15 protein-coding genes are annotated in these 15,077 nt (G+C 35.8%); 9 read left to right on the top strand and 6 right to left on the bottom strand.

The window, feature by feature from the left end; genetic code table 11:
* Positions 1–14 precede the first annotated feature (14 nt).
* A complete protein-coding gene (locus SJY30_RS02795; RefSeq protein WP_396634096.1) occupies positions 15–284 on the bottom strand; it encodes an ArsR/SmtB family transcription factor in 270 nt (89 codons plus the stop codon).
* Positions 285–400: 116 nt separating this feature from the next.
* On the opposite strand from SJY30_RS02795, the gene SJY30_RS02790 reads away from it, so the two are divergent.
* From SJY30_RS02790 to SJY30_RS02765, 6 genes are all read left to right on the top strand, one after another.
* Positions 401–844 carry a hypothetical protein gene (locus SJY30_RS02790; protein ID WP_396634095.1) on the top strand — a complete coding sequence of 148 codons (444 nt, stop codon included), beginning with the start codon at positions 401–403 and terminating at the stop codon, positions 842–844.
* A 120-nt stretch (positions 845–964) separates the two neighbouring features.
* On the top strand, positions 965–2,437 hold the full coding sequence (locus SJY30_RS02785) for a potassium/proton antiporter (protein ID WP_396634094.1): 1,473 nt from the start codon (positions 965–967) through the stop codon (positions 2,435–2,437).
* A gap of 1 nt (position 2,438) precedes the next feature.
* On the top strand, positions 2,439–2,813 hold the full coding sequence (locus SJY30_RS02780; protein ID WP_396634093.1) for a hypothetical protein: 375 nt from the start codon (positions 2,439–2,441) through the stop codon (positions 2,811–2,813).
* Positions 2,814–2,921: 108 nt separating this feature from the next.
* A complete protein-coding gene (locus tag SJY30_RS02775) occupies positions 2,922–3,401 on the top strand; it encodes a hypothetical protein (RefSeq protein WP_396634092.1) in 480 nt (159 codons plus the stop codon).
* 135 nt (positions 3,402–3,536) lie between these two features.
* Complete coding sequence (locus SJY30_RS02770; RefSeq protein ID WP_396634091.1) at positions 3,537–4,148, top strand: alpha-ketoglutarate-dependent dioxygenase AlkB family protein; 612 nt, start codon at positions 3,537–3,539, stop codon at positions 4,146–4,148.
* Between the two features lie 70 nt (positions 4,149–4,218).
* Positions 4,219–5,769, top strand: a complete 1,551-nt coding sequence (locus SJY30_RS02765) for an NAD(P)/FAD-dependent oxidoreductase (RefSeq protein ID WP_396634090.1) — start codon at positions 4,219–4,221, stop codon at positions 5,767–5,769.
* A gap of 173 nt (positions 5,770–5,942) precedes the next feature.
* Here the strand turns inward: SJY30_RS02765 and SJY30_RS02760 are convergent, their stop codons facing one another.
* Positions 5,943–6,179 (bottom strand): hypothetical protein, encoded by a 237-nt coding sequence (locus SJY30_RS02760; RefSeq protein WP_396634089.1) that lies wholly within the window; start codon positions 6,177–6,179, stop codon positions 5,943–5,945.
* Between the two features lie 501 nt (positions 6,180–6,680).
* On the opposite strand from SJY30_RS02760, the gene SJY30_RS02755 reads away from it, so the two are divergent.
* A complete protein-coding gene (locus tag SJY30_RS02755) occupies positions 6,681–7,982 on the top strand; it encodes a DEAD/DEAH box helicase (RefSeq protein ID WP_396634088.1) in 1,302 nt (433 codons plus the stop codon).
* A gap of 38 nt (positions 7,983–8,020) precedes the next feature.
* Positions 8,021–8,713 carry a Type 1 glutamine amidotransferase-like domain-containing protein gene (locus tag SJY30_RS02750; protein ID WP_396634087.1) on the top strand — a complete coding sequence of 231 codons (693 nt, stop codon included), beginning with the start codon at positions 8,021–8,023 and terminating at the stop codon, positions 8,711–8,713.
* 524 nt (positions 8,714–9,237) lie between these two features.
* Here SJY30_RS02750 and SJY30_RS02745 read toward each other — a convergent pair.
* Both SJY30_RS02745 and SJY30_RS02740 read right to left on the bottom strand, forming a co-directional pair.
* Positions 9,238–10,221: an SDR family oxidoreductase gene (locus SJY30_RS02745; protein ID WP_396634086.1), complete on the bottom strand. Its 984-nt coding sequence runs from the start codon at positions 10,219–10,221 to the stop codon at positions 9,238–9,240.
* A gap of 38 nt (positions 10,222–10,259) precedes the next feature.
* A complete protein-coding gene (locus SJY30_RS02740) occupies positions 10,260–10,640 on the bottom strand; it encodes a glyoxalase superfamily protein (protein WP_396634085.1) in 381 nt (126 codons plus the stop codon).
* A 126-nt stretch (positions 10,641–10,766) separates the two neighbouring features.
* Here SJY30_RS02740 and SJY30_RS02735 point away from each other — a divergent pair, with 126 nt between their 5' ends.
* The gene (locus SJY30_RS02735; protein ID WP_396634084.1) at positions 10,767–12,797 is read left to right on the top strand and encodes a S9 family peptidase; all 2,031 of its coding nucleotides are present in this window, start codon (positions 10,767–10,769) and stop codon (positions 12,795–12,797) included.
* A gap of 126 nt (positions 12,798–12,923) precedes the next feature.
* On the opposite strand, the gene SJY30_RS02730 is transcribed toward SJY30_RS02735, so the two are convergent.
* Together SJY30_RS02730 and SJY30_RS02725 are read right to left on the bottom strand one after the other, a co-directional pair.
* Positions 12,924–14,063, bottom strand: coding sequence for a peptidoglycan DD-metalloendopeptidase family protein (locus SJY30_RS02730; protein ID WP_396634083.1), 1,140 nt, complete (start codon positions 14,061–14,063; stop codon positions 12,924–12,926).
* Positions 14,064–14,146: 83 nt separating this feature from the next.
* Entirely contained in the window at positions 14,147–14,983 is an 837-nt protein-coding gene (locus SJY30_RS02725) for an alpha/beta fold hydrolase (RefSeq protein WP_396634082.1), read from the bottom strand.
* Between the last annotated feature and the right edge of the window lie 94 nt (positions 14,984–15,077).

Here is a 15,077-nt window from a genome sequence, read left to right as displayed (position 1 = left end):
TCTATTTAAAAAAATTAAAGGTTTTGTAACCTCAACAAGTAATTATCCCACACTTCATGATTCAAGGTATAATTATAATTACGACCTATTTTGTGTTTGTTTATCAAGCCTGCTTCTACAAGCTTTTTTACATGGTGACTAATAGATGGTTGTGCTAAATCAAGCAAATTACAGGCTTTGGTACATTCTACCTTACCTTGGTTATTTTGCATGTACTGCAACAATTTCAACCGATTTACATCACTTAACGCCTTAGAAATTTTCTCAACCTGTTTTAGTTCCATGATGTGTTTAATATATTGATACATGCAAATGTATTTATAAATATTAATTAAAAATAAAAATTGGCAAGACCTTAATAATGATTAACTTGACCTTAAGAATAATACTACAACTATAAATGAATAAAATCACTCAAGCACCCCATATTGCCTTTTGGATTATAATTCCGATTTTACTTTTAATTCCGTTTCTAAATTTTGACAAAACATTTGAAATTAATATTCATGACACTTATTATGTATTTGATATTATTTATATAGCTATAATTTTATCAATATTTTCAGGATTTATAGGGCTTGGATATTGGGTGATTTTCAAAATAAAAATGCAACTAATTAATTGGCTAACCCTTGTACATGTGATTGTAACAATTTCAGGATTCCTTGCTATAATGATTATTAATCTTTTTACACCTGAATTAATTCAGGATGATTCATCTTCTAATTTTGCATCTTTTCTTGGATTTCGGACAATATCATTTTATACCATTTCCATATTAATTTATACACAGCTATTCTACCTTTTTAATATCATAATTTCTCTTTTTAAAAAATCGATTTAATCGGTATAATTTATGCGTAATTGTCAACATGTTAACATTGTGCCAAAGCTTAGCAATTACATTGGTTTTTTAATAAATGATTTAACTTTACCGTATTAAAATCAATACTCACAACCACCAATGAATCTTACCATAGAAAACATACTTCTAGTAGGTTCTCTTCTGCTATTTATTAGCATTATAGTAGGTAAGACCTCCTATAAGTTTGGGGTACCTACATTAATCCTTTTCTTGGCTATTGGTATGCTGGCAGGTTCTGATGGTATTGGCGGCATTCAGTTCGACGACCCTAAGCTTGCACAATTCATTGGTATAGTATCTCTTAACTTTATTCTCTTTTCTGGTGGATTAGATACCAACTGGAAATCAGTAAAACCGATTTTAAAAGAAGGTTTGGTACTTTCTACCTTAGGCGTTTTACTTACTGCACTTACATTAGGTACTTTTGTGTACTACATTACAGATTTTACCATTTACGAGAGTATGCTTTTGGGATCTATAGTTTCATCAACCGATGCCGCCGCAGTCTTTTCCATATTACGTTCAAAGAACTTAGCGTTAAAAAGCAACCTTAGACCTACATTAGAACTAGAAAGTGGTAGTAACGATCCTATGGCCTATGTACTAACACTTGCTTTTTTAACCTTGGTCATTAATCAAGATTTAAGTGTTCTTTCCATCATGCCCCTATTTTTGCAACAAATGATACTGGGGGCTATAGGTGGATTTGCTTTTGGTAAATTGAGCGAGATTATCATCAATAAAATTAAACTTGGTTTTGAAGGTTTGTATCCGGTATTGGTAATCGCTCTAATGTTCATCACCTTTTCAGCTACAGATGCTGTTGGTGGTAACGGATTCTTAGCCATTTACATTTGTGCCGTATATTTAGGTAATCAAGATTTAATACATAAATCAACCATTTTAAAAATGTTCGATGGTATGGCTTGGTTAATGCAAATTGTATTATTCCTAACCTTAGGATTACTGGTTTTTCCGTCGCAAATAATTCCATATTTAGGCATCGGATTACTAATTTCAGTATTCCTCATTCTAGTAGCAAGACCAGTTGGTGTTTTATTGAGCCTCATGTTCTTTAAAATGAAAATGGGACGTCGGTTTTATATTTCATGGGTGGGTTTACGAGGAGCAGTGCCTATTGTATTTGCCACCTACCCCCTACTTGCAGGTATTAACAAGGCGAATATCATTTTCAGCATTGTATTCTTCATATCGGTATCATCAGTACTAATTCAAGGTACTACATTGTCTATTTTTGCGAAATGGCTGAATGTTGCTTTGCCTGACGAAGTGAAACCTATTGCAGAAAATGACAGGTATATTCTCAATCTACCGAAATCTGCCATGGAAGAAGTTATAATTTTGCCAAATAGTTTTGCGGTAGATAAACGTATAATAGATTTGCACTTACCAAGGGCGTCATTCATTGTTATGATCAAACGAGATGGAACTTTTGTTAGACCTGGCGGTTCTACTACTATTAAAGCTAATGACATTCTAGTGTTTCTGCTAGATAACGATGAAAGTTTAAAAGAAGTTACTGTAATTCTCGACCAAGCGGTTATTGCTTAATATGAAAAGTACAAATAACATATTTAGAGTTCTTTTACTCGTTACAATTTATTGTTTCGGAATATATAGTTCTGCAAATACGTTACCATTTTCTAAAGAGGTTTTAGGAAGCCTAAGCAGTAATAAGCAATCCTTATTCAAAGAATCTACAAAGACATTATCTCCGCATGCACAGCAATCTGAAATTTCAGTTTCTGATGTTGCCGAAGTATCATCTCCGAATTACAAATTACCGTTCACAATTTTCAACTCACATTTAAATAACAGTGAGTTACGCTTTGTAGCAAAAATTAAGCAGTACCAACTGTTTGCTAATACGTTATTGATAAGACATAGAAAGTCTGATCTCATCTTCCCGTTCCATAGTTTCTGGTAATACATTTTTTTAAAGGTCATCATTTTGGTAACCACATGTAACTATTTGATATGGTGTTATTTAAAACATCATACAGAAAACAATATATCATATTTAAAAAATTAAAAAATGGAATTAGGAATAGCCGCTATTGGTTTAGCATCCGTTGCACTTTGTGCAATGCCTTTTGTTGTAACTAGCAGAAGTAGAAAAACGAAAGAAAAACAAATGATGACATCTCTTAACGATGTTGCCAGTAAACATAATTGTAAAATAACGGAACATGAAATTTTTGGTCACTACGCCATAGGTGTTGATGCACAGAAAAAATTCGTATTCTTTATTTCTAAAAATGGTGATGTTTTAAATCAGCAATACGCCGATTTATCTACCATTAACACCTCTGAAATTGCCAACATCGGCAAATCGTATGCTAGAAAAGAGAAAATAACAGAGCGTTTACTTTTGAATCTTTTTTCTAAAAAGGCAAATGAACCCGATACCGTTTTTGAATTCTATAATGCTGAAGTAAACTATCAATTGAGCGGAGAGTTTCAGTCTATAGAAAAATGGAACAAGGTGATTAAGAACTTGCTTAAAAGCAATTAGTATACATCAACAGAGTTCTCTTTAATTATAAAAGCGAGTAGATAATCTCATAAAAAAAGGTTAGCTATTCGCTTTTGTTTTTTAAAGCGTTAAAATTTTATTAGCTTGTAAAAGCACATCTGCAATAATTAGAAAATGAAATTATTTGATATAAAGGTTGACCATAGTAAAAACTTACTTCCGAAGGGTGGCACAGTTAATTACTACGGAAAAATACTTATCCAACAGGAAGCTGAGAAATACCTAGCCAAGCTGCTTAATAACATAGTTTGGAAGAATGATGAAGCTATCATCTTTGGTAAAAAGATTATTACCAAACGTAAAGTAGCTTGGTATGGCGAAAAACCATTCGAATATACTTACTCTAATACTACAAAACAGGCTTTACCATGGACGACGGAATTACTGGAACTGAAACATAAAATAGAACAAGAAACGGGAGAAACCTTTAACTCGTGCCTTCTAAACTTATATCACGACGGTAGCGAGGGTATGGCTTGGCACAGCGATGGAGAAAAAGACCTAAAGAAGAACGGAGCCATTGCTTCTCTTAGTTTTGGCGATGAACGCAAATTCGCTTTTAAACATAAAGAAACTAAAGAGAAAGTAGAATTGGTTTTAGAACATGGCAGCTTATTGATTATGAAAGATGAAACGCAAACAAATTGGTTACATCGATTGCCGCCAACTACTAAAAGTAAAAACCCTAGAGTAAATTTGACTTTTAGAACTATTGTGGAAAAATAGAACTACAATTCTCCTTAGCATTTTTGATTGGCTAGCGTGCTCATCATAATTTTTACTTTAATTTTGCAGTATGGTCAGAAATGTACAGTTGCGGTTATCATTAAAGGAAGAAGGCACACCTAACGGATTAGAAATTCGCGTGGCAAAGTACTTGGGACTCAAAGATGGCAACTTTAAAATTAAGGTACTTCGTAAATCTATAGACGCTCGTAAACCTAAAATTTTCTTTAATTACAAACTGGCAATTTATATCAATGAACCCGCCCCTAGCGATACTCTTGATTTTAAATATAAAGATGTCTCGAACGCAAAACCAATTCATATTGTTGGTTTCGGACCTGCAGGTATGTGGGCGGCGCTGCGTTGTTTAGAAATGGGTTATAAACCTATTGTTCTTGAACGAGGTAATAATGTAAAAAATCGTAGAAGAGATTTAAAAGCCATTAATCAAGATCATCAGGTTAACCCAGAAAGTAACTATTGTTTTGGTGAAGGTGGTGCCGGTACGTATTCTGATGGAAAATTATATACACGTAGCCTTAAACGTGGCGATGTTCGTCGCATATTTGAAAGTTTAGTTTTTCACGGTGCTACCGACCAGATTTTGGTAGATGCCCATCCGCATATTGGCACGAACAAACTGCCTAAAATTGTACAGAATATTCGTGAAGTAATTCAGCATCATGGAGGTGAAATTCACTTTAATACTAAGGTGACCGATTTCATTATTAAAGACAATACCCTAAAAGCGATAGTTTTAAACGAAACCGATGAAATGGCTGTTGAACGTGTGATCTTGGCAACGGGACATTCAGCTCGCGATATTTTCGATTTACTTCATAAAAAAGATATTGCTCTTGAAGCAAAGTCATTTGCTATGGGAGTTCGTGTAGAGCATCCGCAGCATATTATAGATAGTATTCAGTACCACTGTTCTGGTGACCGTAGCGAATTGCTACCAGCAGCTTCATATAGCTTGGTGGAACAAGTGAAAGACCGTGGCGTGTATTCATTCTGCATGTGCCCTGGCGGATTCATAGTTCCTGCTGCAACATCACCTGGTGAGGTCGTGGTGAACGGAATGTCTCCGTCAAAACGAAATAATCTATATGCAAATTCGGGTATCGTGGTTGAAATTAACGTGGATAAAGATATTCCCAAGTACGAAAAATTTGGAGCGCTTAAAGGATTGGAATATCAAAAGAACTTAGAACGATTGGCTTTTACATCAGGTGGAAGAACACAAACTGCTCCCGCACAACGATTGACGGATTTTGTAGAAGGAAACCTTTCTGTAGATTTAAATCCTACTTCATATCAACCAGGACTCAACTCTGCTCCACTACATTCACTATTACCCAAACTTATAGGCAGTAGATTACGCCAAGGCTTTAAAGCCTTCGGTGATAAAATGCATGGCTATTATACGACTGAAGCAAATATCGTAGGAGTAGAATCTAGAACCTCATCACCGGTTAGTATCCCAAGAAATGAAAAATTAGAACACCCTGTGATCAAAGGTCTTTTTCCTTGTGGTGAAGGTGGTGGTTATGCTGGTGGAATCGTTTCTGCCGCTATGGACGGAGAACGTTGCGCCGAAGCTGCAATGGCTGGACTTTAATTGGTTGTTGGTTGTTCGTTGTTGGAAAATAAAATTTTGCGTAGCTAAATTGTTATTGCCTGTAGTCTTTCCTCTCTACTCTATTTTCTCTTTTCTACTTTATACTTTGTACCTAATACTTAATACTCATTACTCAATACTGTAAACCATAACTGGCAACTGAACAATAGAACTTACGCCATCTTAGGCTTGTTCGCTTTAGTCAAAAAGTTCAAATCCCTTTTGATTCTTGAGTTTTTGAATTTGTATAGTCTAGCTACTTCTGTATTAGATTCAGCTTTTACTTCATTCACAGTTTCTGTAACAATACTCATTTCAATAGTTTCAACCTTTACTTCTTCAGTAGAGTTCTGTGCTTGAGCAGTAAAGCTTAAAAAGATGATGAAGATTGTTGCGATTATTGTTTTCATGACTTGCGTTTGTTACAATAATAGAACGCCGCAGACCTTGTTTTACTAGGTGATGAATCGCTGAAAAACCCCTAATACTCGTTACTTGACACAAGTTCGGGTAAAGTGTAAAATCGCATCGATAAACGACAGCAACCCAAAAAACACCTTACCGATAATTGAGGTCGTTAACCGACAAATGATGTTTTAAATACAAGTTTAAATACAAGCGTAAACTCAAAAATTAAGTTCAGAATGAGTTGTTCGTTGTTCGTTGTTCGTTGTTCGTTATTAGAAATTATAATATTTAGCTACGCTAAATACGCTTGATCAAGAACTAATCAAAAAAATCTATTCTCTATATTCTATTTTCTAAACTCTTAATACTTCTTACTTTGAACTACCTAGCACTTCTTACTTAATACTTATTACTTAATAATTTGTACTTTGCACTTCGTACTTTAATCTCACTTTATATTTCCTTCCACATTAAAGCGTACCTTTGCATCTTATTAATATTTTATGACATTTAAAGAACTCGGCCTAGCCGAACCAATCCTAAAAGCATTAGAAGCTGAAGGATATACTCACCCTACTCCAATTCAAGAACAATCTATTCCTATATTACTCCAAGGCAAAGACCTTTTGGGAGTTGCGCAAACAGGTACTGGTAAAACAGCGGCCTTTGGTATTCCGATCTTACATCAGTTATACGAGGGTATCAGTTTAAGACAGACAAAGCGAAAAGTAAAAGCTCTTATTGTAACACCTACCCGTGAACTTGCTATTCAAATTAGCGAAAGTCTTACCGCATATGGTAAGTATACAGGGCTACGAAATACCGTTATTTTTGGCGGAGTAAAACAAGGGAAACAAGTAAACGCACTTAGAGGTGGCGTAGATATTTTAGTGGCTACTCCGGGTCGTTTATTAGATTTAATGAATCAAGGTTTTATTTCTTTTAGAGATTTAGAGCACGTAGTACTTGATGAAGCTGACCAAATGTTGGACATGGGCTTTATTCACGATATCAAGAAAATCATTGCAAAATTGCCCCCTAAAAGACAATCATTGTTCTTTTCGGCGACCATGCCAAAAGACATTGTGGAGCTTTCTAGAAAAATGTTGGGCGATTTTGAACGCGTTACTATTAAGCCAGAACAAGCTACAGCAGAAAAAGTTGAACAGGGAGTTTATTTTGTTAGCAAAGCGAATAAGCCTAAACTTTTAATTCACCTTATTAAGGAGAATCCTGAAAATACCTTAATCGTATTCTCAAGAACCAAGCATGGCGCAAATAAGATCGTAAAGAAATTGGACCAAGCTGGCATACGTTCTGCTGCTATTCACGGTAACAAATCGCAAACGGCAAGACAAAAGGCATTAAAAGCTTTTAAAGACGGAGATCTAAAAGTTTTGGTTGCTACGGATATCGCCGCAAGAGGAATTGATGTAGAGGACTTATCGTTAGTAGTAAATTACGATTTACCTAATGTATCTGAAACTTATGTTCACCGTATTGGTAGAACTGGGCGTGCAAATGCTAGTGGTATAGCACTTTCATTTTGCGATAAAGAGGAAAGAGCTTATTTACGTGATATTGAGAAATTGATAAAACAATCTGTACCACGTATGCCAGAACATCAATTTGTAGATGCCGATACGCCTTCTGATGATCAACCGATGCCACCGAAAAAAAAGCAAGGCAATTCGCGTAACAAAAATAGAAACAGAAATAGACCTGGTGGTAACAACTTTAGAGGAAAGAACAATAGAAATACAAGTAGACCAAAAAAAAGAAATGACTCTAGCAGAAGCGAATAGCTTCTGATAGTGTCATATTCATACTAATACTTCTCATTATGAAAAAGCAAATGGTGATTTACGGTAGCGGTCGCCATACCGTACCATTCTTAAATTATATTGCTAAAGCTACTGGCAAGGAAAAACCGAATATGTGTTTTATTCCTACCGCCAGTGGAGAAGACGAGCAGTATATTGCTTCTTTCTATGATGTTTGCTCTCAGATAGATGTTACTCCACATGTTCTTTCAGTTTGGATCAACTCTTACGACCAAAAAGAATCTTTCGAGGAGATTATTTCTCGTATGGATGCTATTATTGTTGGTGGAGGTAACACCTTGAATATGCTTGCCATCTGGAAAGCCCAAGGTATTGATGTTGCACTTAAGAAAGCTTATGACAATGGCGTAGTTATGGGTGGCGGCAGCGCTGGTTCTTTATGCTGGTTTAATGGCGGTACTACAGACTCTAGACCCAAGGAATTAAGTATCGTTGGTGGTATGGCGTTTATTGACAAAAGCCACTGTCCGCATTACAATTCTGAAACTTCACGTAGACCTTTGTATTTCGATAATATTAAAACAGGCAAACTATCGGATGGTTACGCCTGCGACGACCGTTCTGCCATTCATTTTATAGATGGTGAAGTTCATACTTCAGTTTCCTTAAACGATGAAAATCATTCTTATTACGTGTATTTGAAAGATGGTGAAATTGTTGAAGAATTGATACCGAGTACTATTTTATCTTAGGTACTTAGAGTTACAACGGTTGTAATTAATTTTTCCATTGTAACAATTATCAAATTATTATACATTAGAAACCCACCCCTAGCCCCCCCCAAGAGGGGAATAGTTTGAACATAATTTTATTCCTTCGCGATAAATTTCACTTATCGCTTTTAAATTACTTTTTAATCAAACTAGTAATCAAAAACGTGTATCTCCCCTCCTGGGAGGGATTAAGGGGTGGGTAATACGGATGGTGAATTATTCTAACAATCCACTCATCAACTTTTAATTTTTTTCAAACAAACACCCTAAACTATCATATAGAACAACTTGTGAAATTACACAGTTGAAACCCACCCCTAGCCCCTCCCAAGAGGGGAATAGTTTGAACATATTTTTTAATCCTTCGCGATAAATTTCACTAATCGATTTTAAATTACTTTTTAATCAAACTCGCAATCAAAAACGAAAATCTCCCCTCTTGGGAGGGGATTAAGGGGTGGGTAATACGGACGGTGAATTAAACTACTTGTTCTCTCGAAAAACTACAAACCTTTATAAGCCTTCAACACATTCTCAATTTTAGCCTCGGTGTCTTCATCTATATTCTGATGCTCTGGATTCTCTTTCAACCATTTAACAGTTCTTTTAATTCCTTCGGAAAACGGAATAGTTGCCTTAAAACCAGGTACAAAGGTTTTAATTTTCGTATTATCGAACAAAACACTTTCTCCTTTATCAGCCAATAACGTTCCAGTAAATGATGGTTCAACTTTACATATAAAGTCTGATGCTATGTGTTCTACTTTAGCTTCTTTACCCAATGCATCGGCTAGGATTTTATAAATCATATTCCAGCTTAAAACCTCATCTGAAGTAATGTGAAATGCGTGACCGATTGCTGTTTGTAATCCTAATAATCCAACAAAACCTTTTGCAAAATCGTCTGAATGGGTTACCGTCCATAGCGATGTACCGTCGCCGTGAACAATAATTTCCTTTCCGTCTAAAATTCGCTGTGCCGTGTTATATTTATCAAATCCTCCGATTGCAATTGGTATTACAGTATCATAGGTCAATGAAGGTCTAACAATCGTGATTGGAAATCCTTCTTCTCTATACGCTTTTTGTAATCGGTCTTCACATAGTATTTTATTCTCAGAATAGTCCCAAAGCGGATTATGTAGCGGAGTAGATTCCGTAATTACAGGATAACTTAAAGGGGTTTGATAACAAGATGCCGAGCTAATAAAAATATATTGCTTGGTCTTCCCTTTGAATAATTCAATATCACGCTCAATATCATCGGGAGTAAAAGCTATCCAGTTCACCACCACATCCCAGTCGTGCTTCTTAAGTTCAGTAAGTTCTTCCGGTTTGTTAATGTCTCCAATAATAGAATGTGCACCTTCAATCTCAACTTTGGCTTTTCCCCTATTCAATACATATAATACTATTCCTTTGGCTACAGCCAATCTACTGCTTGGTGTACTGATATTCCCTGTTCCTCCTATAAATAATACCTTCATTTTTATATTTTTATTCTGATAATCAATTTAATAACACGCTACACATCTCTATAAAATGTCAATCCGTTTTTGAAAGGGTCATAAAAGGCAAACTCTCGTGTACCCCAGGCTGTTTCCCTTAACAAGGTATGTGCATGAAAAACATCTACCCTAGAATACTCATTATATAAGGCTTCGATATTTTGAGAGACAATACGTAACAATGGTCTGTCCATTTCCACTTCCCACATTTTTTTATCGTGCCATTGCAAATGAATTTCTATATCATCTCTTAATATACCTGCGTATTTAGGGTTCTTAGCATCATCGGCAAAAGCAATTCTAAAGCCCAATCTATTCATATAAAAGTCTAGCGCCTCAACAACATCCCAAACTGGTAATACAGGATGAATTTGATGTAAAAATCCTTTTTCTTCCATATTGTGAAAATACAAAAAGGATTAAAAAATTGAATATTAATACTTACTCAATTCTACAAAATACCGATTCATTTATTTAAGTATTTCGCTATCTTCATAGCATAGTTTCAAACCAAACTCTACACTATGAAAATTTTTATTAAAACACTCTTTCTTCTATTTTTTACGACATCGATTACCGCCCAAGTTTCTTCTAATCTTGAGCTTACCGATATTTTTAATATGGAGTATGTTTCTGACCCTCAGATTTCTCCTGACGGTAGTAAAATTATCTATGTTAGGAACTTTAAGGATATTATGACCGATAGAAATTTATCGAACCTTTGGATTATTAATTATGATGGTTCGCAAAATAGACCTTTGACTACTGGTAACCAGAACGACTACTATCCTCGTTGGTCGCACGACGGTAAAAAAATCATCTTTAAATCGAACAAAGAAGATGAAAAAATGAAATTGTATCTCATGTGGATGGATACTAAAGAGATTGCCCCATTAACCAATACACCAAAAGCTCCTAGTGCCGTAAGTTGGTCTCATGATGACCGTTACTTAGCTTTTACCATGTTTGTACCAGAAGCTGAACAATCTATTGTAAAACTACCGGCAAAACCAGAAGGCGCAAAGTGGAATACCCCGCCAACTTATATCGACAAATTAAATTATAGAGGTGACGGTCAAGGTTATATAAAAGGTGGACATACGCAAATTTTCACCTTATCTATCGATGGTGGCACACCTAAGCAATTGACGACAACAAAGTTTGACCATGGTGCTCCTGTATGGGCAAAAAACGACAGAACGCTTTATTTCTCTGCAAATTTTAATCCTGATGAAGCCTTTGAGCCTGCCAATAGCGAAGTGTATGCCTTGAATATTGCTACGGCAGAAGTTTCTCCATTAACATCTAGATATGGTCCTGATAGTTCTCCACAAGTATCCCCTGATGGAAAAATGATTGCCTACACCGGTAACGATGATAAGTTGCAAGGGTACCAGATCACAAATCTTTATGTAATGAATACCGACGGAAGCAATTCTAAACTTCTTTCTGGAAATTTTGATAGAGATATTGCCAATGCACAATGGGCTAATGACGGCAAAGGTCTTTATTTTCAATATGATACGGAGGGTGCTACTAAAATAGGGCATATCACATTAGACGGTAAAGTAACCGCCCTTGTTGAGGGACTTGGCGGATTGTCTTTAGGAAGACCTTATAATGCTGGTGATTTTACGGTTTCTAAAAATTCAAGATTCGCCTTTACGTTAGGAAATACCGAACACCCATCAGACCTTGGAGCTGCCGATAAAAAAGGTTCTAAGCGATTAACTTTTGTTAATGATGACCTTTATTCTTTTAGAGATTTAGGCAAAACCGAAGAAATTTGGTGGGAGTCTTCATTCGATCAACAGAAAATTCAAGGCTGGGTGGTGACTCCGCCAAACTTTGACCCTAATAAAAAATATCCTTTTATTCTTGAAATTCATGGCGGACCATTTACCAGTTACGGTTCTGTATACAGTGCAGAAATACAAGCTTACGCTGCTGCTGGTTATGTGGTGCTGTACAGTAACCCACGTGGAAGTACCAGTTATGGTGCTGAATTTGGGAATTTAATACACCATGACTACCCTAACCATGACTATGAAGATCTTATGAGCGGTGTTGATGCCGTTATTGAAAAAGGATATATCGATACCGACAATCTTTTCGTGACCGGAGGTAGTGGCGGTGGAGTGCTTACCGCTTGGATAGTGGGAAAAACAGACCGATTTAAGGCTGCCGTTGTTGCAAAACCGGTTATCAACTGGACAAGCTTTGTACTATATGCCGATGGTGCCGCATTTTTCTCGAAATATTGGTTCGGCAAGAAACCTTGGGAAGATCCAGAAAACTATTTTAGACGCTCTCCATTAATGTACGTTGCCAACGTAACTACCCCAACCATGCTATTAACCGGAGAAGAAGATTACAGAACACCTATTGCAGAATCTGAGCAATTCTATACTGCATTAAAATTAGAGGGAGTAGAAACGGCTATGGTACGTATACCAGGTGCAGGACATGGTATCGCCAACAGACCTAGCAACTTGGTAGCCAAGATTGCAAGTGTTCTTGCTTGGTTTAAAAAGTATAAAGATACAGACCAGTAAAACATTTATTTCATCATTTACCTGTATTCGTAATGACTAATATGAACTAATACGGTATCGATAAAACCGATAAAGCCTTTTAATTTTAAAAATTAAAAGGCTTTTTTTTATTGTTTTATGTAGCGGTCAATCAATTTCAGAAATTAAACCTTTATAAATGAAAGCTCCTTTACCGTCTTTTAATCGAACATGTGCCCAATTTTCTGTGTACCCTAGTAGTGACACTGTATCATTTCGCTTGATTTCGCCCAAAATTGTACCCGAAACAGTTGGTGCATTTCTAATATTAGCAACTTTGGAAGATATCTTTGAACGTTCAGCCATACCAATTAAAGGTTTATAACTTAGACGCTCTGTAACTTTAACAAATGGTAGTGGATTTATCGCTCCTTTACCCGTTTTATAAATACCAAAATGCAAGTGCGGTGCAGTGGTTCTTGCATTACCCGTATTACCAACTAAACCCAAAGTATCACTAATTTCAACTTTGTTTCCCGTTGAAACCAAAATAGTATCTAAATGGGCATAATAAAGAGATTCGCCAAAAAGTCCCGCTTTAAGCCAGACTTGCTTTCCTCCTAAACCTCTTTCTCCTGTAGAGCTAACCCTACCTGCTACGGCTGCAACAACTGGTGTTTTTCTTTCCGCAAAAATATCTATACCCTCATGACTTCTTGCTCCACCATCTCTTGCCGCTCCCCAAAAACTTTGAACCGCACTATTGCCTTTTCCTAAAACGGGAAAACCAAAACTAGGCGTATTATAAATTTCAACGGAAAATAAACCTTGCGACTTTAATTCTGGTAGTATTAAAACCTTATACACCCCGCTTTCTACAATCGTAAATTTTAAGTTGTTCTCGCCATAATTATTATGCATAACGTCTTTTAGGCCACCATCTTCGTTTAATTTCAATAGGTCAATAAAACATCTTGTACCTAATATTTCATTATTGATAATTATATTAAATATGACCCCTTCCTCTAAAAATAGATTGTAGGTGTATACCACTAATCGATTTTTAAAATATGCACCCTGTTCTACATAAGGTAAGCGAATTTGTAAACTATCGTTTTTACTAGCTAAAAATTCTTTATGCCACTTATTATAGCTCAAAGAATCTTGTTTCTCAAACTCCCTTGCATATAATTCTCTAGCGGTAGGTTTTACAAAAACATCGGTTATATTTCTTATTTGATTACAGCTGGACACAGCGATAATCATTACGATCATAAAAAACGTTCTAACTTGTAGTCCTATTTTCATTGAATCTATTGTTTTACAGATATATAGAAATAAAAAAAATCGAATCAAAAATGATTCGATTTTTTTTACAAGAGTATTGTTAATTACTTTTTTAAGAACGAAATCAATATTTCATTCAACTCATCTGAGTGGGTTACATTGAGTCCGTGTGGGGCACCTTCAATAACCTCTAACGTACTATATTTAATACCGTCATGTGCCTGTTTTGCCGACGTCTCTATAGGTACGGTAGCATCAGCATCTCCATGAACTATTAATGTCGGTACCGTTACATTTTCCAACTCTGGTCTAAAATCGGTATGCATCCAAGCTAACGCTGCTTGTATAGTTGCCCTTGGCGATGCAAATGAAGCAATGGTAAAATCGTAATCTAATTGCGCCTGACTTATTCTTTTACCTTCGTTTTCCTCAAAATTATAGAATCCTTTATGAAATTTTTCTTTTAAGAAGCCTACTCTATCTTTCTGTAGCATATCTATAATTCCATCTAAAGCTTCTTCTGGTACTCCCGCTGGGTTATCTGGTTTTTGTTTTACTAGCGGAACAATTGAACTTATCAATGCTGCTTTAGCTATTCTACTAGAACCGTAATCAGTTAAATAACGAACAACTTCTCCTCCACCCATTGAAAAACCAACGATAACGGCATCCTTTAAATCCAATTCTTCAATGATTGCATTTAAATCACTCGCTAATGCTGAATAATCGTAAGCATCCCATGGGGAAGACGATGTTCCAAACCCTCTACGGTCATACGATATACAACGATAGCCTTCCTCTACTATCTTCCATACTTGTTGTTCCCAAGACTTACGACTTAATGGCCACCCATGAATTAAAATCACCGGTTGTCCACTTCCGTAATCCTCATAAAATATATCTACTTTTTCTTTTGCTTTTGTATTTGTTATAAAAGGCATATTCTCGTTTTAAAATTCATAGACAAGATAATTAGTATCACGTTAATTATGTAACACGAAAGATTAAATAATTGGTTCTAAAACCATTTGCTCA

The sequence above is a fragment of the Maribacter sp. R86514 genome (assembly GCF_044597005.1).
In the GTDB taxonomy this organism is placed as follows: domain Bacteria; phylum Bacteroidota; class Bacteroidia; order Flavobacteriales; family Flavobacteriaceae; genus Maribacter.
This window is presented reverse-complemented; position numbering and strand designations above follow the sequence as displayed.